Source organism: Rhodococcus triatomae (genome assembly GCF_014217785.1).
Lineage (GTDB): Bacteria > Actinomycetota > Actinomycetes > Mycobacteriales > Mycobacteriaceae > Rhodococcus_F > Rhodococcus_F triatomae.
On sequence record NZ_CP048814.1, the window covers coordinates 1607438 to 1624944 of the forward strand.

Consider the following 17507-nt stretch of genomic DNA (forward strand, 5'->3'; position numbering starts at 1 on the left):
CGCCGGTGAATCACCTGTCAATGGACAGGAGCCGCGTCGTCGGCGGAGTCCTTCTCCCCACTCACATTCGATCTCCGGACCGTGCTCCGTCGAGGGGGATGCCGATCAGCGACCCGAGTTCGTGTGCAAGTTCCGACGCGCTGCCGGGAGGGCACCGGTTCTCGTGCCGGGTCGACGCTCGTCGGTGGGGTGAACACCGGGTGCCTGGTCTTGCCGATCGTCACTTCCCAGTCGGTGGTGTGGAGTAGTCGGTGGTGGGTGCCGCAGAGCAACACGAGCTTGTCGAGGTCGGTGGGTCCGCCGTCCGCCCAATGCGTGATGTGGTGGCCCTCGCACCAGGCGGCGGTTGCTCCGCAGCCGGGGAAGGCGCAGCCACCGTCGCGGGCAGCGAGGGCCTTGCGTTGGGCCCGGGTGACGGTGCGGTGGGTGCGTCCCACACTCAGCGGGGCACCGTGCTCGTCGAGGATGATCGCGGTGACGTTCGCATCGCACCCCAACAAGCGTGCGGTGTTGATGGTCAGTGGCCCCATCCACGGCGACCACGCAATACCCCGCCGATCCGCGAGATCAGTCAGGTCGTCAGTGTCGTCAGTGTCATCCGAGCTGTCCGTGCTGTCCGAGCCGTTCGCGCTGTCCGGGTGGTGGGGGTCCTGTGGTGGTCGCGTGTTCGCCGTGGCACCCGCGCCGGCATGCCGGCGGGCATATTCTTCCCGCCGGTCCTGGCCCAGATCGCGTGCATGTACGTGTACCGACAGGTGCGGACGCTCCCCGCCCTCGACCCCCAGCTCGCCGAACGCGAGGAGCATCGACAACAACTGGGTGAGCCCGTCCGCGCGGCGCTGCCGCGGCGCACGAGCATCCGGCGTTCCCTCAGATGCGGGCTGTGGGGCCGAGTACTTCGACAGGGCGGTCAGCAGCATCTCCCCGGTCACCGCGTCCACGTCACCACGAATCGCGACCCGACCATTCAACGTCTTCGACACGTACAGCTCGTTACGGTCGGTGTCCTCCGACGTGGGCTGGTCGTCGGATTCGAAGATCGCCTCCAACTTCGCGATCGCCGTCCGCACCCCGTCGGTACGCGCCAACGGCCCGTCCGCCGCCGCCAGCAGTGCTGCGACACACCCCGGCAACGCCTCCGCGGGCATCCCTTTCGGGGGCTTCGTGCAGAACCGGACGATCAGCAACGCGTGCTCGAACGCGATCCGACCTTCATCGAACGCTTCCGCTACCGCGGGATGCTCGGCCAACCCGGCACCGAGTTCCACGATCCGCCCCGCCGCACCCGGCGACACCACCGTCACCGACGACAACCACCCCTTCGTCGAGGCGTAGCCGTGATCTACCCGCGTACACCGGCGTTCCACCTCGGCCACCACCGCGACCCGCTGCGCCTCGAACGCCGCGATCTTCGCGCTCAACGCGACAGCGTCACACAACAACTCACGACTGGTCCGTTCCCGGAAACGATCCCCCTGATACCCCATACACGAACATTACCTCGAAAGAATGTTCGAAACAAGGGCTGATTCGAACACGTTCGCGATGCGGTCGAGCGCCCGGGCAGGAGCCTCACCATCCAGTCCGTCGACTCCCGCCACGGACTCGCTCATGGCACGCTGTGACGATGCTGCATCCTCTCGTCGAACCGCACGACCACGACTCCCTCGACGTGACGGACAGACAGAGTCTGCACTGGGAGACCGTGGGCGATCCGGACGGCGTGCCGGTGCTGATCCTGCACGGCGGAACGGGCTCCGGCTGCACGACGGGCGCCCGCCGATTCTTCGATCCCGACGTCTTCCGGCGATCCTGTTCCACCAGAGAGGTTGCGGGAGAAGCAGACCCCGGACCGGGTGTCGGCGATGGTTCTCGGTGCGGTCACCACGGGCACCGCTGCGGAAATCGCCTGGATCACTGAATCCATGCGGCGGGTGTTTCCTCGCGAGTGGGACGACTTCGCCGCCGGGATTCCCGAGCGCCATCGCGATCTCCCACCCGCCGCGGCCTATGCGCGGCTGTTCGTCGATCCCGATCCGACCGTCCGTGCGGAGGCGGCACGCAGCTGGTGCACCTGCGAGGACACCCATGTCTCCCTCCTGCCGGGCTGGGTACCGAATCCCCGGTACGAGGACCCGGACTTCCGAAATGTCTTCTCCCGTCTGGTGTCCCACTACTGGAGCAACGACTGCTTCCTCGCCGACCGCCCACTGCTCGCACACATCGACCGCCTGGACGGTGTTCCCGCGACCCTGCTGCACAGTCGGTACGACGTGTCGAGCCCCCTCGACATCGCCTGGGATCTCGCACGCTCCTGGCCGACCAGTCGACTGGTCGTCCTCGACGACGCCGGGCACGGCGGAGGCAGCTTCGCCGACGAGTTCACGGCCGAGGTCGGCGAGTTCGGCGCCGCTCACGCTCGACCTCTACCCAGCTCTCGACCTTGACCTTGACGCAGCGTCATGGTCGAGACTGGGGACATGATGATCGGACGAGCAGCACGGGCGGCCGGCACGACACCCCGCGCCATCCGCCACTATCACCGGCTGGGCCTGCTCCCCGAGCCGGCGCGACGAGCCAACGGCTACCGCGACTACAGCCTGGCCGACCTGGCACGGCTCCTGCGCATCCGGTGGCTCGCCGACAACGGTGTCCCCCTCGGATCGATCTCGGCGATGCTCTCCGGGAGACACGCACCCGACGACCCCGATCCCGCAGTCCCCGCCGGGACCCGTGATCACGACGCCACCGACGTCCGAGCCGACCTCACCGCGCTGGTCGCCAACAGCGAACGCGAGATCGTCATCTGGACCCGCCGACGCGACCGGCTCCGCTCCATGCTCGCCGCGGCCGAGACCGGGCGAGCCTTGTCCGCGCTCCCCGAGAGCCTCGTCGACGCCTTCGCACGCGTGGACGCGGAGGCCACGGACCCTGCCGAGCGGGCGGTCCTCGCCAGGGAGCGAGAGCTCCTCGAAGTCCTGGCCCTGTGCGGCGAGGCACCGACCGAACTGCTCGACTGGTTCACCGCCATGCTCGCCCTCCCCGGCCACCGCTCCGACTACCTCGCCGTCATACGATCCTGGGCCGCCCTGGAGGGTCTGCCCCTCGACCGCGCCGAACCACTCATCGATGATCTGGTCACCGACATCGTGCGACGGGTCGGGCCGGAGTTCGGCCGGAGCCGGGACTGCCCCGAAATCCCTGAATCACCTGGAGCCCTCGAACCACCTGATATCCCCCACACATTCGACGACTTTCCGGGAATCGGGGTGGGACTCGACGAGATCGTCCCCGATCTCGCGCAACGCACGGCGATCACCCGGATCGCCGAGGCCCTCGCCGGACACGGTGGCGCCGCGTCCGGAGCCCGATCGTGAGGGCCTCGCCGTCGACCTCGGGCGATACCCACCGCCGGGTCGGTGGCTATCGTTCCCTGCTGCTGTGGGCCCGTGGACGGACGGACCGCACTGCCTCCGGCGAGACGATGGTCCACGCGGCGTCGGGGACTCTCGCGCTGCCGCTCGCTTTCGCGGCCGCCACCGCCGTCGAGATCGCGGTGCTCCATCTGTTGATCCCCTGGCTGTGGGTCCAGGTCGCCGTGGCCGTCCTCTCGGTGTGGTCGCTGCTGCAACTGTTCTGCCTCCTCGCGGTCGAGCGGGTTCATCCGCACTACGTCGACGCACACACCGGTAGCCTGATCCTGCGCCGCTCCGGCCACGTCGTGGCGACGATTCCCCGCGCCGCGATCACCGGCATCCGCACGGTCTCCCGGTTCTCGCCCACCGCACCGACGCTCGGGGACGAGCACCTGTACCTGCCGAACCAGGACGGAACCAACCTCGACCTCACTCTCGGCGAACCGGTCGACACCCGACTCGAGTCGATCGTGCCCAGTTGGCGCCGAGCGGGCCGCGCGACCCGGATCAGCCTGTACGTGGACGACCCGGCAGATCTGGTCGAGGCCCTGCGTCCCTGACTCCGCAGCAACGCATCCGCGCAGGTGGCGAAGATATATTCTCGCCGTCACCACCAGGTAATCGCGCACAATCGCACCGAAACACCACGATTCTAGGTTTGCTCCCGACCCGGCCAAGTATCGCGCCCGGCGGAGAAGAAGGAGCACACCGATGACCCGCACCATGCCCGTGGCCGCGCCGCCGCCCGATAGCCCGGCCCCTCCCTCGGTGGATCATCCGGCCGGTGCTGGAATGATCAAGCCCGGCTACGACCCCCGCCTGACCAACGACGATCTCGCGCCGTTGAAGAAGCAGACCTGGACCTCCTACAACATCTTCGCGTTCTGGATGTCCGACGTGCACAGCGTGGGCGGATACGTCACGGCCGGAAGCCTGTTCGCGCTCGGGCTGACCAGCTGGCAGGTACTCGTCGCACTGGTCGTCGGTATCGCGATCGTCAACGTCTTCGCGAATCTCGTGGCCAAGCCCAGCCAGCTCACGGGCGCACCGTATCCGGTCATCTGCCGCAGCGCCTTCGGCGTGCGGGGTGCGAACATCCCGGCCGTCATCCGCGGGCTCATCGCCGTCGCCTGGTACGGAATCCAGACCTACCTCGCATCCCACGCATTCGTCGTCCTCGGCCTCAAACTGTGGCCGGGGCTGGCCGATTGGGCGGACGTCGAGATCCACGGCTTCCTCGGGCTCTCGGCGCTGGGCTGGGCCGGCTTCCTGGCCATGTGGGTGCTGCAGGCACTGGTGTTCTGGCGTGGCATGGAGAGCATTCGCAAGTTCATCGACTTCTGCGGCCCCGCCGTCTACGTCGTGATGCTCCTTCTCGCCGGCTACCTGATCAGCCGGGCCGGTTGGTCGAACGTCAGCCTCAATCTGAGCGACGTCAGCTACACGGGGCTCTCGGCGGTCCCCGTCGTCCTCGGGGCCATCGCCCTCGTCGTGTCCTACTTCTCCGGACCGATGCTCAATTTCGGCGACTTCTCCCGGTACGGAAAGAGTTTCGACGCGGTGAAGCGGGGCAACTTCCTCGGGCTGCCGGTCAATTTCCTGTTCTTCTCCGTCCTCACCGTCGTGACCGCCTCGGCGACGCTGCCGGTGTACGGGCAGCTGATCACCGACCCGGTCGAGACCGTCGCCCAGATGGACAGCATCTTCGCGGTGGCGCTCGGCCTGCTCACGTTCATCGTCGCGACGATCGGCATCAACATCGTCGCCAACTTCGTCTCCCCCGCCTTCGACTTCTCGAACGTCTCGCCGCAGCGCATCAGCTGGCGGACGGGCGGCATGATCGCGGCGGTCGGCTCCGTGCTCATCACCCCGTGGAACCTCTACAACAACCCCGAGGTCATTCACTACACACTCGAGACGCTGGGCGCGTTCATCGGCCCCCTGTTCGGTGTCCTCATCGCGGACTACTACCTGATCCGCCGCCAGAAGATCGTCGTCGACGACCTGTACACGATGTCGGAGTCGGGAACCTACTGGTTCCGCCACGGATTCAACCCTATTGCGGTGCTCGCCACCGCGGTGGGCGCACTGACCGCCGTGATCCCGGTGCTCCTGCAGGCCGAGCCGTTCGGGATCGCGGTGTGGGGCATGGCCGGGGCCGCACAATTCTCCTGGTTCATCGGGATGGGAGTCGGCCTGGTGGTGTTCACCGCGCTGTCGATGCGAACGGCGGCGAACGCCCCGGTACGGACCGGGGTACAGGGCTGAATCGTGCGCATCCTGGTCGTCAATCCCAACACCACCGCGTCGATGACCACCACCATCGGCGAGTGCGCCCGGGCCGTCGCCGGCCCGGGCACGCTCGTCGAGGCGGTCACCTCGTCCGCGGGACCACCGTCGATCGAGAGCCACTACGACGAGGCTCTGAGCGTTCCCGGGATCCTCGAAGCGGTCGCCCGCGGCGAATCCGCCGGAGCGGACGGATACGTCATCGCCTGTTTCGGTGACCCGGGGCTCGATGCCGCGCGGGAGGTCGCCGCCGGCCCCGTCGTGGGAATCGCCGAGGCCGCGATGCACACGGCGAGCCTTCTGGGCCGGGGTTTCAGCGTGGTCACCACACTCGCGCGGACCCGCGGACGAGCCTGGGAGCTCGCCGAGCGGTACGGAATGCACAGGTTCTGCCGGGGAGTCCACGCCTGCGACATCCCCGTCCTCGACCTCGACCGCGATCCCGACGCGGCCAAGGTGATCACCGAGGCGTGCCGGGACGCGCTCGAGCACGACGGATCGGACGCCCTGGTACTCGGGTGCGCCGGTATGGCGGACCTGTGTTCCCGCGTGTCCCGCGAACTCGGTGTCCCCGTCGTGGACGGTGTCGCGGCCGCGACCCTCACCGTGCAGTCGTTGATCACGCAGGGACTCTCGACGGGGTCGCGCGGCGAGTTCGCGTCTCCCCCGACCAAGCAGTACACGGGATTCCTCGACCGATTCGGGCGGTGATGCCCCGTTAGCGACGCCGAAACGAACCGGAAACACGGGCTTCCTACATTCGAGGTCACGTTGCCCATGGCTGAAACGAGCAACCGGCGGACCGCGTTCGGCGGACGCGAACCAGCCGCACCTGCCTCGAGAACCAGGAGACATGCGGATGGACACTTTCCCCATCACCCGGCCCGGCCCCGTCCGGCGGGTCCGTGACGTCACCGTCTACGCGGCCGGCCAGTGGGTGCCGCACCGCGACGTGCTCGTCGCCGACGGCACGATCGTCGAGATCGCGCCCGCAGACCTGGAGCCCCGAGACGGCGACCTCGACGGTTCCGGCGGCCACCTGATCCCCGGCTTCGTCAACACCCACACCCACCTGCAACAGTCCGTGATGCGTGGCATCGGCGAGGGACAGCCACTGCTGAACTGGCTCCTCACCGTGGGCGAGGAGACCGCAGCGATCACTCCCGAGCGCGCCTATCTCGCCGCCGTCGCCGGCAGCCTCGATGCCCTGCGCAGCGGGACCACGGCGCTCGTGGAGCACATGTGGCCGCATCCGTCCGAGGAGGTACACGCCGCCGTCCTGCGGGCCCTCGACGACACCGGGGTGCGGGCACTGTTGGGGCGGGGTGTCGCGGATCGGCCGGACGCCTCCCGCAAGTGGGGAATGGACCCGCGGCTGCTGCAACCTCTCGGCGAGATCCTCGAACACACCGAACGACTCGCGACCGCGGCGCGTGGCACCCGGGTGCAGGTGGGCCTGGCGGTGCCGAATCCCCGGTGCCTGACCCCCGAGGGCATGACGGCCGTACGCGAGTTCGCGCAGCACCGGGCGATGACGGTGTCCATCCACCTGCTCGAGACCACCACGGACGACACGATGTGCCGAGAGCATGCCGGCCGGGGCGCCGTCGACCATCTCGACGCCCACGGGTTCCTCTGGGACCGGGTGCTCGCCGTGCACTGCTGCGAACTCGACGCCCACGGCCGGGAACTCCTGGCCCGGCGCGGTGTGGCGGTCTCCTACAACCCGATGAGCAACATGCGACTCGGCAGCGGCGTCGCACCGATCCCCGAGATGCTGGAGGCGGGCATCGACGTCGGACTCGGGGTGGACGGGGCAGCCAGCAACGACACCCAGGACATGCTCGAGACACTGCGTATCGGCTCGTACGTCCAACGGGCCCTGCACCGGAAGGCCGATCTGTTCGGCTTCGACACCATGATGTCGCTCGCGACGGACGGCGCGAACACGACGCTCGGAATGGCGCCCCGACCGGGCGGGGTCGCGGTCGGCGATCCGGCAGACCTCACCCTGATCCGGTTCGAGCGGGACTTCGGCTGCCTGCCCGTACGCGACCCGGGTGCGTCCCTGCTGACCACCGGCAGCCGACAGATCGTCGACACCGTCCTCGTGGCGGGCGAGCCGGTGATCCGGGACGGGCGCAGCACCCGGATCGACGAGACCGCGTTGGTTTCCCGGCTCTCGGACCTCGCCCCCGGAGTGCTCGCGGGAGTGCACGGATGACGGCGGCGACCACCCGTTTCGACGATCTCACCGAGGACGAGGCCGTCGCGACCCTGCTGGCCTGCTGCGCGTCCCCGCAGTGGGCCGCACGGATCGCCGCCGCACGTCCCTACGCCGATCTCGGCGCCCTGCTCGAGTACGCGGACACCGTGCTGACGAACCTGCCGGACTCCGAGATCGACGCCGCACTCGCAGGTCACCCCCGGATCGGTGACCGCCCGGACAACGCCGCCTCCGCACGCGAGCAGTCGGCGGTGACGGATGCGGACCGTGCCGTCCTCGCCGACCTCCGGGAGGCGAACGAGCAGTACGAGCGCACCTTCGGGCACGTCTATCTCGTGTGCGCCAGCGGGCGCACCGCGGAGGAACTGCTCGCCGTACTCCGCACCCGTCTCGGCCACGACGCCGCAACCGAAAGGCTCATCCTCCGAGACGAACTCGTGAAGATCACCCGACTACGACTGACCCGGATGGCCACCGACGACGAGTTCCTCCCCGACCCCGACCGGAAGCAGACATGAGCACGACCCTGAGCACACACGTACTCGACGCCACCTCGGGCGCCCCGGCGGCCGCGGTCGCCGTACGCCTCGAGTCCCGCGACGGCGAGGTACTCGCGCGCGCCGAGACCGACGCCGACGGGCGGATCGCCGAACTCGCGCCGGCCGGCCTCGTCGCCGGTGTCCATCGCCTGGTGTTCGACACCGGCGCCTACTTCACCGATCGAGGCGTCGAGCACTTCCATCCCGAGGTCGTCGTCACCTTCCGGATCGACGACCCGGAGCGGGGACACCACGTCCCACTCCTCCTGTCCCCCTTCGCCTACTCGACCTATCGCGGGAGCTGACATGACCATGGTGACCGGCCGCTCGGAACTGACCGGAGAGATCGTTCTCGGTGCCAACCAGTACGGGAAGGCGGAGAATCGAGTCGTCCGTATCACGCGGGACACGCCCCGGCACGAGATCCGCGACATGAACGTGACCACCTGCCTACGGGGCGAATTCGCCGATGCCTACCTGACCGGCGACCAGGGTGCGGTGCTGCCCACCGACACCCAGAAGAACACGGCGTACTCGTACGCGAAGGAGAAGGGCGTCGACTCCATCGAGGACTACGCCCTCGCGCTGGCACGCCACTTCGTCGACGACATCGGCCCGGTGACGAGCGCACGGGTCGAGGTCGAGGAGTACGCGTGGCAACGCGTCGTCGTCGACGGCACCGAGCACGACCACACCTGGATCAGGCAGGGGCAGGAAACCCGCACCGCGGCAGTGACCGTCGACGACACCGGGGCATGGGTCGTCAGCGGATTGAAGGATCTGGTGATCCTCAAGTCGACCGGCAGCGAGTTCTCCGGCTTCCTGTCCGACGGCTACACGACGCTGCCTCCCACCGACGACCGGATGATGGCGACCTCGCTGGTGATGCAGTGGCGGCACACCGCGGGGGCGGGCGAAGCCGGCTCCGTCGACTGGAACGACGTCTACCGCGGCGTCCGGGAGACGGCCGTCGGGGTGTTCGCGAACCTGCATTCGCTGGCCCTGCAGCAGACCCTCTTCCAGATGGGTAAGGCAATCCTCGAGCGATATCCGGACATCGCGGAGGTACGGCTCTCCGCCCCCAACAAGCACCATTTCGACTACGACCTGGGTCGCTTCGGAGTGGAGAACCGCGGAGAGGTGTTCCACGCGGACGACCGCCCCTACGGATTGATCCAGGCCACCGTGGAACGGTCCGACGCCCCGGACGCCGGACCCGCCTGGCGTCCGTACGCCGGATGGCTGTCCTGATGGACAGCCGTCCCCCGATGATCGCGGTGGACCGTCCCACCGTGATCACCGGTGCCTACGTGGCGACGGTCGATCCGGACCGCACCGAACACCCGCGGGGATACGTGGTGTTCCGAGACAACCGGATCACCGAGGTGGGTGCCGGGGACCCGCCGGCGGTCGACGGCGCCCGCGTCGTGGACGGCCGCGGTTGCCTGCTCACACCCGGCCTCGTGAACACCCATCATCACCTGTACCAGTGGATCACCCGGGGTCTCGCCGCCGACTCGACGCTCTTCCAGTGGCTGACCACGCTCTACCCGGTCTGGGCCGGCATCGACGCCGACCTGGTGCGGACGGCCGCCACCGGTGGACTGTCCCGGCTCGCCCGCACCGGATGCACCACCAGTACCGACCACCACTACGTGGTGCCCCGCGATGCCGGAGACGTGTTCGCCGCGGAGATCGACGCGGCCGCGGCCGTCGGACTCCGATTCCATCCCTGCCGCGGATCGATGGACCTCGGCCGCAGTGACGGCGGGCTGCCACCCGACTCGATCGTCGAGGATCTCGACGACATCCTGAAGGGAACCCAGCAGGCGATCGAACGCTGGCACGACCCGACCCCGGATTCGATGCTGCGGATCGCGGTGGCACCTTGCTCACCGTTCTCCGTCACCGCGGATCTGCTGCGTGAGTCCGCCGACCTGGCCCGCACCGCGGGTGTGCGGCTGCACACCCACCTCGCGGAGACCGTCGACGAACTCGACTACTGCCGAGAGCATTTCGATGCGACCCCGGTCGAGTACATGCAGCAGCTCGGCTGGGTCGGAGAGGACGTCTGGTTCGCACACGCGGTGCATCTCGACGACCCGGCTGTCGCCGTGATGACGACGACCGGCACCGGAGCGGCGCACTGCCCCACCTCGAATGCCCGACTGGGTGCCGGCATCGCACGCGCGAAGGATCTGCACACCGCCGGAGTACCACTCGGCCTGGGCGTGGACGGAGCCGCCAGCAACGAGGCCGCCAGCATGCTCGAGGAAGCCCGGCATGCATTGCTGTTCGCCCGCGCCCGCGGGGGCCCGCAGGAGATGACGGTGCGTACCGCACTCGAGCTCGCAACATTCGGCGGCGCACGCGTCCTCGGCCGGGAGCGGGAGCTCGGGTCGATCGAGCCGGGAAAACTCGCCGATCTGGCGCTGTGGCGGCTGGACACACCGGCACACGCCGGAATCACCGATCCGGTGGCGGCGCTCGTCCTCGGAGCGACTCCACCCCTGCGCGGTCTGTGGGTGAACGGCGACGTCGTCGTCGAGGACGACCGGGTGGTCATGGTGGACGAGGAGCAGGTGGCCCTGGACGTGGCCCGGGCGCACCGTGAACTGCTCCGGAAGGCCGGGTGAACGAGTGGATCTGTCGTTCGTCACCGAAGTCGCCTCGCCCCGCCGGCGCGAGGACCTGCCGCCGCCGCGTCCGGGCACCGCGTTCCTCGCCGGCGGCACCTGGGTGTACTCGGAGCCACAACCGGCCGTGGACCGACTGGTCGATCTGACGGCCCTCGACTGGCCCGCCGTCACGACATCCGAATCGGGGCTCACGATCTCCGCCACCTGCACGATCGAAACACTCTGCGCTGTCCGACTTCCCGAGAATTGGTCCGGCGCGCGCGCCTTCCGGAGTTGCGCGGACGCACTGCTCGCATCGTGGAAGATCTGGCACACCGCCACCGTCGGCGGCAATCTGGCGTTGAGCCTGCCCGCCGGGGCGATGATCGCCGCCTGCTGCGCCCTCGACGCCACCCTGACGATCTGGACGCCCGACGGCAGCGAGTACCACCTCCCGGCCGAGGCGTTCGTCACCGGCGTGGGAACCAATGTCCTCCGGCCCGGGGAGATTCTGCGCTCCATCACGATCGGGTCGGCGGCGCTGTGCGGGCGAGTCGCCGTCCGCAAGGTCGCCTATGCCCCGCTGGGGCGGTCGGGGGCCCTCCTCGTCGCCCGGCACGGGACGGACGGGAGCTGGACCCTCGTGGTCACGGCCGGCACCGTACGGCCGCATCTGCTCCGCTTCCCGGAGCCGCCCACCGCGAGTGAGCTTTCCGAAACCCTCGCGGCCACCGTGGCGCCCACGGACTATCTCACCGACGCCCACGGCACCGCATCGTGGCGGCGGCACGTGACGGCACTACTGGCAGAGGAGATCCGGGAGGAGCTGACGTGAAGTTCACGGTGGACGGCACCATGATCGACACCCGGCCCCGTCCCGGGCAGTGCCTGCGCACGTTGCTCCGCGACCACCGGATCCACTCGGTGAAGAAGGGCTGCGATGCCGGGGACTGCGGTGCCTGCACGGTCCTGCTCGACGGTGCACCGGTGCACTCGTGCCTGATCCCCGCGCACCGGGTCGAGGGAGCGACGGTGACGACCGCCGCCGGACTCGGCACCGACACCGGCCTCCACCCCGTGCAGAGGCAGTTCGCCGAGGCCGCGGGCTTCCAGTGCGGGTTCTGCACCGCGGGAATGGTGGTCACCGCCGCCGCGCTCGACGACGAGCAGAAGGCAGATCTGCCGTGCGCGCTCAAGGGAAACCTGTGTCGATGCACCGGGTACCGGGCGATTCGAGATGCGATCGCCGGGACGTCCGTGGTCGAAGACGACGGTGCCGGCACCTCTGCCGGCCGGTCGTTGCCCGCGCCCGCCACCGAACGCGTCGTCACCGGGACGGAGCCCTACACCCTGGATTTCTCCCGGGCGGACACGCTGCACGTCCAGGTGCTCGGAAGCCCGCACCCGCACGCCCGCATCGTCTCGATCGACACCACCACCGCGCGAGCACTTCCGGGCGTACATGCCGTCCTCACCCATCTCGATTCCCCGGACGTGCCGTTCTCCACCGCCCGGCACGAACACCGCACCGACGACCCCGACGATACGTATGTATTCGACCGCACCCTCCGGTTCGTCGGGCAGCGAGTGGCCGCCGTGGTGGCCGAATCCGTGGATGTCGCCCGGCGCGCGCTGACGCTCCTCGACGTCGAGTACGAGGTCCTGCCTGCGGTCTTCGATCCGGAGGCAGCGACCGAGCCGGGCGCGCCCCTGCTGCATGCGGACAAGGACGTCGCCGCCCGGATCGCGGACCCGTCACGCAATCTGGTGGCCGAGACCCACGGCGAGACAGGTGATGTCACAGCCGCCCTGGCGTCGGCACGGAACGCGAGCCGGCCCGGTGCCGTCGTCGAGGGAGTGTGGCACACCCAGCGAGTCCAGCACGCTCACCTCGAAACGCACGCGGCGACGGGGTGGATCGACGCGGACGGGCGGCTCACCCTCCGCAGCAGTACACAGGTCCCCTTCCTGGTGCGCGACGAACTCGCCCACGTCTTCTCCCTGGATCGTTCCCGGGTCCGCGTGTTCGCGGCCCGTGTCGGAGGAGGCTTCGGCGGCAAGCAGGAGATGCTGGTCGAAGATCTCGTGGCCCTCGCGGTGCTACGCACCGGACGCACCGTGCAGTACGAGTTCTCCCGCGCCGACCAGTTCACGATCGCCCCGTGCCGGCACCCGATGCGGATCGCGGTGCGGGCGGCGGCGGACGCGCAGGGGATGCTCACCGCACTCGCCGTGGACCTGCTCTCGGATGCCGGGGCGTACGGTAACCACTCGCCCGGGGTGATGTTCCACGCCGTCGGCGAATCGGTGGCGCTGTACCGGTGCCCGAACAAGAAGGTCGACGCCCGGGCGGTGTACACCAACAACATTCCGTCCGGCGCGTTCCGTGGCTACGGCCTCGGCCAGGTGATCTTCGCCGTGGAGTCGGCCATGGACCAGCTCGCCGCCGAACTGGGTATCGACCCGTTCGAGTTCCGTCGCCGGAACGTCATCGTGCCGGGCGATCCGTTCGTCGATGCACACGTGCAGGACGGAGACCTCTCGTACGGGAGCTACGGACTGGACCAGTGCCTCGATCTCGCCGAGGCGGCGCTGCGGCGCGGCAACGGAGTTGCCGCCCCGCCCGGGCCTCGGTGGCAGACCGGCGAGGGCATGGCGGCATCGTTGATCGCGACCGTCCCGCCGCGGGGCCACTTCGCCGATGCCACCTGCACCCTCACTCCCGAGGGCCGGTACGAACTACGTGTCGGCACCGCCGAATTCGGCAACGGCACCGTCACGGTGCATGCCCAGCTGGCCGCCACCCTGCTCGGCACGACAGCCGATGCGATCACCGTGCTGCACGCGGACACCGACGTCGCCGAGCACGACACCGGCGCGTTCGGCTCGGCGGGCACCGTGGTCGCGGGCAAGGCGGTGCAGGCCGCCTGTACGGCCCTGCGCGAACTCCTGACCACCCGGGCTCGCCGTCTCACAGGAGCGACACAGGACACGGGGGTGGTGATGACCCCCGACGGTGTCTCGATCGGCGACCGCCGGGTGTCGTTCGCCGAACTGACCGCCGACGGACCGCTGCACGCACGCGGCGACAACGACGGCAGCCCACGATCGGTGGTGTTCAACGTCCAGGCATTCCGGGTGGCGGTCGACACCGGAACGGGCGAGATCCGGATCCTCCAGTCGATCCAGGCCGCCGACGCCGGGGTGGTGCTGAACCCGCAGCAGTGCCGCGGCCAGGTCGAGGGTGGGGTCGCGCAGGCGATCGGAACCGCACTGTACGAGGAGATGCGGAGCGAGGACGGACGCGTCACGACGACGGCACTGCGCAACTACCACCTCCCCCAGTACGCGGACGTCCCGGACACGGAGGTGTACTTCGCCGACACCTACGACGTGCTGGGGCCGAACGGAGCCAAGTCGATGAGCGAGTCACCGTACAACCCGGTGGCACCGGCATTGGCGAATGCCGTCGCCGATGCCACCGGCGCCCGATTGCGCCGCCTTCCGATGACGCCCGCCCGCGTGTGGGCCGCGCTCAGCGACTGACCGCCTTCTTGTACCGCCGGATCGCGAACGGCACGAACACGACGAGCAGGAGCACCGTCCACAGCAGTGAGGCCAGGATCGGGTTCTGCAGCGGCCACACGTCGGGGACCACCATCTGGGGATTGGTGTTACCGAACAGCTCGCGCACCGCCTGGGTCAGCGCCGACACGGGGTTCCACTCGGCGACCACCCGCAGTGGACCGGGCAGGCTGTTGATGTCGACGAACGTGTTGGCCATGAAGGACAGCGGGAAGATCACCACGAAGCTCGCGTTGTTGAACACCTCCGGCGTCCTGATCCACAGACCCACGACCACCATCACCCAGGACAGGGCATAGGCGAACAACAGCAACAGCACATACGCGAGCAACGCCCGCCCGACGTCCGTGTTGATCCGCCAGCCGACGACGAGGCCGGTGAGAGACATGACGACGAGGCTCACGATGTTGATGAGCACGTCCGAGGACGTGCGCCCGACCAGTACGGCCGACGGCGCCATCGGCAGCGACCGGAACCGGTCGATGATGCCCTTCTGCAGATCCTCCGCCATGCCCAGCCCGGTCCAGGTGGACCCGAAGATGACCGTCTGGGTGAAGATGCCCGCGATCAGGAACTCCCGGTACGACATGCCGGGGATCTCGATCGCCGTGCCGAACACGTACGCGAAGAGCAGGACGAACATGATCGGCGACAGGATGGTGAAAACCAGGAGATCCGGCACCCGCTTGATCTTGATGACATTGCGCTTGGCGATCGTCATGCCGTCGCCGAGAGCCATCTGCACCGAGTTCATGCCGTCTCCTCCTCTGCCTGCTCGGCCTCGTGGCCGGTGAGGGTGAGGAACACCTCGTCGAGCGTGGGCTTGCGCAGCCCGACGTCGGCCACCGGGATTCCCTGTTCCGACAATCTCCCGAGTAGTCGCACGAGATCGTCCGCTCCGCCCGAGACCGGGATCGTGACGCGGTGGACGGTCTCCTCCACCACGACTTCCCCGGCAGCCACGGCGGCCGCCGCCTCCCGCACCACCGACAGGTCCGCGGACTCCCCGACGGTGAGCTCGATCCGCTCACCACCCACCAGTTGCTTGAGGTCGTCGGTGGTGCCGCGGGCGATGACCGTGCCGTGGTCGATGACCGCGACCTGGTCCGCGAGCCGCTCGGCTTCCTCCATGTACTGGGTGGTGAGCAGCAGCGTCGTCCCGCGGGCCACCAGCTCCTCGATGACGTCCCACAATGCGAGCCGGGCGCGCGGATCGAGCCCGGTAGTGGGCTCGTCCAGGAACAGCACCTCCGGATCGGCGACGAGGGCACCCGCCAGGTCGAGACGCCGCCGCATGCCGCCGGAGTAGCCCTTGACCGGGCGGTCGCCCGCGTCGACGAGGTCGAACTGTGCCAGCAGTTCCCGAGCCCGCTCCCTGGCCCGCTTCGCGCCCAGGTGATAGAGCCGGCCCACCATCTCGAGGTTCTCGAAACCGGTGAGGTACTCGTCCACTGCCGCGTACTGGCCAGAGGCACCGATCCGTGCCCGGAGCGCGCGGGCATCGGTGACGACGTCGAGCCCCACGACCTCGGCCGTGCCCTCGTCCGGTGTGAGGAGGGTGGTGAGTATCCGGACCGTCGTCGTCTTGCCCGCACCGTTGGGCCCGAGCAGTGCCGTCACCGTGCCCTCACGGACCGTCAGATCGATCCCGTCCAGCGCAGTGACGTTCCCATACCTCTTGACCAGGCCTTCCGCCACGATCGCGTCCGCCATCGAATCACCCCGTCCCGTCACCGAGTGTGCTGCCGCCTCCGGCACATCACAGATTTCTCGTGCGCTGCCGCCTTCGGCACATCACAGATTTCTCGTGCGCTGCCGCCTTCGGCACATCACAGTCTGCAGGACAGTCTGCCGGAGGGGACCGACACCGCGGGATCGATCACGGCGGTTCAGCCGGTGACGCGAGCCGCGTTTCCCGCGTCGATCGGCACGACGATGCCGCTCACGTGCGCATTGGCCTCCTCGGCGAGGAAGAGCACGACCCGGGTCACCTCGAACGGGTCGAGCCAGGGAACCGGCTGCGCGTGCAGCATCTGCAGCACAGGGGCCACGTCCTGCTCGCCGGGCGCGTCGAGATCCGGACGCAGCGTCCCGTACAGCCAGTCGTTGTGGATCATCGGCGTCGAGATGTTGCCCGGTGCAATCGCGTTGACCGTGATCCCGTGTGCCGCCAGATCCATCGCAGCGCTCTTGGTCAGGCCGATGACTCCCCACTTGGACGCACCGTAGGCCGCCATCGTGTAGTTGCCCGCACGTCCCATCATCGACGAGACGGTCACGATCCGTCCGTAACCACGGCCGATCATCCCCGGCGCCACTGCGGACACGGTGTTGAAGACCCCGGTGAGATTGCTCGCGATCGTCTCGTCCCACTGCTCGGACGTCATGTCCTGTACGGGGGCGGCGACGGAGACACCCGCGTTCGCCACCGCGATGTCCACCCGGCCGACTTCGGACTCCGCCCGCGCCACCAGCGCGTCGACCGCTGCTCGATCCGCGGTGTCGAGCTTCGCCGACAGGCACCGGCGGCCGGTCGCCTCGACCAGACGTACCGTCTCCGCGAGATCCGCCTCCGTGGCCAGCGGATAGCCGACGGCAGGGGAACTCTCGGCGCGGTCGCACACCACGACGTCGGCACCACGTTCGGCGAACGCGATCGCATGCGAGCGGCCCTGCCCACGCGCAGCCCCGGTGACCAGCGCCACCCTGCCTTCGAAGTTGTCCATGACGCTCCTGGTGTCGTTCGGTTCGGGGTAGGGCCGCGTCGCGCCCGGCGCGGCGGACGCGGTCCCCTATCGGTACCCGTTCCCCCCGCCGGGCGCCCGGCGGACTC

Annotated in this window: 16 protein-coding genes; 12 read left to right on the top strand and 4 right to left on the bottom strand. The window is 68.8% G+C overall.

The genetic code is table 11. The features are described 5' to 3' along the window. Nucleotides 1-17: 17 nt before the first annotated feature. On the bottom strand, nucleotides 18-1487 hold the full coding sequence (locus G4H71_RS07490; protein ID WP_074700600.1) for an HNH endonuclease signature motif containing protein: 1470 nt from the start codon (nucleotides 1485-1487) through the stop codon (nucleotides 18-20). 342 nt (nucleotides 1488-1829) lie between these two features. Between G4H71_RS07490 and G4H71_RS07495 the strand changes: the two genes are divergently transcribed. From G4H71_RS07495 to G4H71_RS07550, 12 genes are all read left to right on the top strand, one after another. Beyond that, nucleotides 1830-2447 (top strand): alpha/beta hydrolase family protein, encoded by a 618-nt coding sequence (locus tag G4H71_RS07495; protein ID WP_072740130.1) that lies wholly within the window; start codon nucleotides 1830-1832, stop codon nucleotides 2445-2447. A 33-nt stretch (nucleotides 2448-2480) separates the two neighbouring features. Beyond that, nucleotides 2481-3377: a helix-turn-helix domain-containing protein gene (locus G4H71_RS07500; protein WP_169847198.1), complete on the top strand. Its 897-nt coding sequence runs from the start codon at nucleotides 2481-2483 to the stop codon at nucleotides 3375-3377. Next, a complete protein-coding gene (locus G4H71_RS07505) occupies nucleotides 3374-3976 on the top strand; it encodes a hypothetical protein (RefSeq protein WP_072740132.1) in 603 nt (200 codons plus the stop codon). The genes G4H71_RS07500 and G4H71_RS07505 overlap by 4 nt, the downstream gene beginning before the upstream one ends. Nucleotides 3977-4139: 163 nt before the next feature. Beyond that, entirely contained in the window at nucleotides 4140-5684 is a 1545-nt protein-coding gene (locus G4H71_RS07510) for an NCS1 family nucleobase:cation symporter-1 (RefSeq protein WP_072740157.1), read from the top strand. 3 nt (nucleotides 5685-5687) lie between these two features. After that, on the top strand, nucleotides 5688-6416 hold the full coding sequence (locus tag G4H71_RS07515) for an aspartate/glutamate racemase family protein (protein ID WP_072740133.1): 729 nt from the start codon (nucleotides 5688-5690) through the stop codon (nucleotides 6414-6416). Between the two features lie 142 nt (nucleotides 6417-6558). Next, nucleotides 6559-7929: an amidohydrolase family protein gene (locus tag G4H71_RS07520; RefSeq protein ID WP_139183131.1), complete on the top strand. Its 1371-nt coding sequence runs from the start codon at nucleotides 6559-6561 to the stop codon at nucleotides 7927-7929. Next, nucleotides 7926-8450, top strand: coding sequence for a 2-oxo-4-hydroxy-4-carboxy-5-ureidoimidazoline decarboxylase (gene uraD, locus G4H71_RS07525; RefSeq protein ID WP_072740134.1), 525 nt, complete (start codon nucleotides 7926-7928; stop codon nucleotides 8448-8450). The genes G4H71_RS07520 and uraD overlap by 4 nt, the downstream gene beginning before the upstream one ends. After that, nucleotides 8447-8776, top strand: a complete 330-nt coding sequence (gene uraH / locus G4H71_RS07530) for a hydroxyisourate hydrolase (protein WP_072740135.1) — start codon at nucleotides 8447-8449, stop codon at nucleotides 8774-8776. Before uraD ends, uraH begins: the two co-directional genes overlap by 4 nt. 7 nt (nucleotides 8777-8783) lie before the next feature. After that, on the top strand, nucleotides 8784-9722 hold the full coding sequence (gene pucL, locus G4H71_RS07535; RefSeq protein WP_072740159.1) for a factor-independent urate hydroxylase: 939 nt from the start codon (nucleotides 8784-8786) through the stop codon (nucleotides 9720-9722). Next, on the top strand, nucleotides 9710-11107 hold the full coding sequence (locus G4H71_RS07540; protein ID WP_246442465.1) for an 8-oxoguanine deaminase: 1398 nt from the start codon (nucleotides 9710-9712) through the stop codon (nucleotides 11105-11107). The genes pucL and G4H71_RS07540 overlap by 13 nt, the downstream gene beginning before the upstream one ends. Nucleotides 11108-11111: 4 nt before the next feature. Then, on the top strand, nucleotides 11112-11924 hold the full coding sequence (locus G4H71_RS07545) for an FAD binding domain-containing protein (RefSeq protein ID WP_072740137.1): 813 nt from the start codon (nucleotides 11112-11114) through the stop codon (nucleotides 11922-11924). Next, the gene (locus G4H71_RS07550) at nucleotides 11921-14635 is read left to right on the top strand and encodes a molybdopterin-dependent oxidoreductase (protein ID WP_072740138.1); all 2715 of its coding nucleotides are present in this window, start codon (nucleotides 11921-11923) and stop codon (nucleotides 14633-14635) included. The genes G4H71_RS07545 and G4H71_RS07550 overlap by 4 nt, the downstream gene beginning before the upstream one ends. Here G4H71_RS07550 and G4H71_RS07555 read toward each other — a convergent pair. From G4H71_RS07555 to G4H71_RS07565, 3 genes are all read right to left on the bottom strand, one after another. Continuing rightward, entirely contained in the window at nucleotides 14625-15428 is an 804-nt protein-coding gene (locus tag G4H71_RS07555) for an ABC transporter permease (RefSeq protein WP_072740139.1), read from the bottom strand. The genes G4H71_RS07550 and G4H71_RS07555 overlap by 11 nt on opposite strands. Further along, nucleotides 15425-16387 (bottom strand): efflux ABC transporter ATPase subunit, DrrA-related, encoded by a 963-nt coding sequence (locus G4H71_RS07560; protein WP_072740160.1) that lies wholly within the window; start codon nucleotides 16385-16387, stop codon nucleotides 15425-15427. Before G4H71_RS07560 ends, G4H71_RS07555 begins: the two co-directional genes overlap by 4 nt. 176 nt (nucleotides 16388-16563) lie before the next feature. After that, nucleotides 16564-17400: a mycofactocin-coupled SDR family oxidoreductase gene (locus tag G4H71_RS07565; protein ID WP_072740140.1), complete on the bottom strand. Its 837-nt coding sequence runs from the start codon at nucleotides 17398-17400 to the stop codon at nucleotides 16564-16566. Nucleotides 17401-17507: the final 107 nt, after the last annotated feature.

What these genes read in the sequence shown, in the direction of transcription:
- G4H71_RS07490 (WP_074700600.1), bottom strand. Translation starts at nt 1,487, where the DNA reads ATGGGGTATCAGGGGGATCGTTTCCGGGAACGGACCAGTCGTGAGTTG.
- G4H71_RS07500 (WP_169847198.1), top strand. Translation starts at nt 2,481, where the DNA reads ATGATGATCGGACGAGCAGCACGGGCGGCCGGCACGACACCCCGCGCC.
- G4H71_RS07510 (WP_072740157.1), top strand. Translation starts at nt 4,140, where the DNA reads ATGCCCGTGGCCGCGCCGCCGCCCGATAGCCCGGCCCCTCCCTCGGTG.
- G4H71_RS07520 (WP_139183131.1), top strand. Translation starts at nt 6,559, where the DNA reads ATGCGGATGGACACTTTCCCCATCACCCGGCCCGGCCCCGTCCGGCGG.
- uraD (WP_072740134.1), top strand. Translation starts at nt 7,926, where the DNA reads ATGACGGCGGCGACCACCCGTTTCGACGATCTCACCGAGGACGAGGCC.
- uraH (WP_072740135.1), top strand. Translation starts at nt 8,447, where the DNA reads ATGAGCACGACCCTGAGCACACACGTACTCGACGCCACCTCGGGCGCC.
- pucL (WP_072740159.1), top strand. Translation starts at nt 8,784, where the DNA reads ATGGTGACCGGCCGCTCGGAACTGACCGGAGAGATCGTTCTCGGTGCC.
- G4H71_RS07540 (WP_246442465.1), top strand. Translation starts at nt 9,710, where the DNA reads ATGGCTGTCCTGATGGACAGCCGTCCCCCGATGATCGCGGTGGACCGT.
- G4H71_RS07555 (WP_072740139.1), bottom strand. Translation starts at nt 15,428, where the DNA reads ATGAACTCGGTGCAGATGGCTCTCGGCGACGGCATGACGATCGCCAAG.
- G4H71_RS07560 (WP_072740160.1), bottom strand. Translation starts at nt 16,387, where the DNA reads ATGGCGGACGCGATCGTGGCGGAAGGCCTGGTCAAGAGGTATGGGAAC.
- G4H71_RS07565 (WP_072740140.1), bottom strand. Translation starts at nt 17,400, where the DNA reads ATGGACAACTTCGAAGGCAGGGTGGCGCTGGTCACCGGGGCTGCGCGT.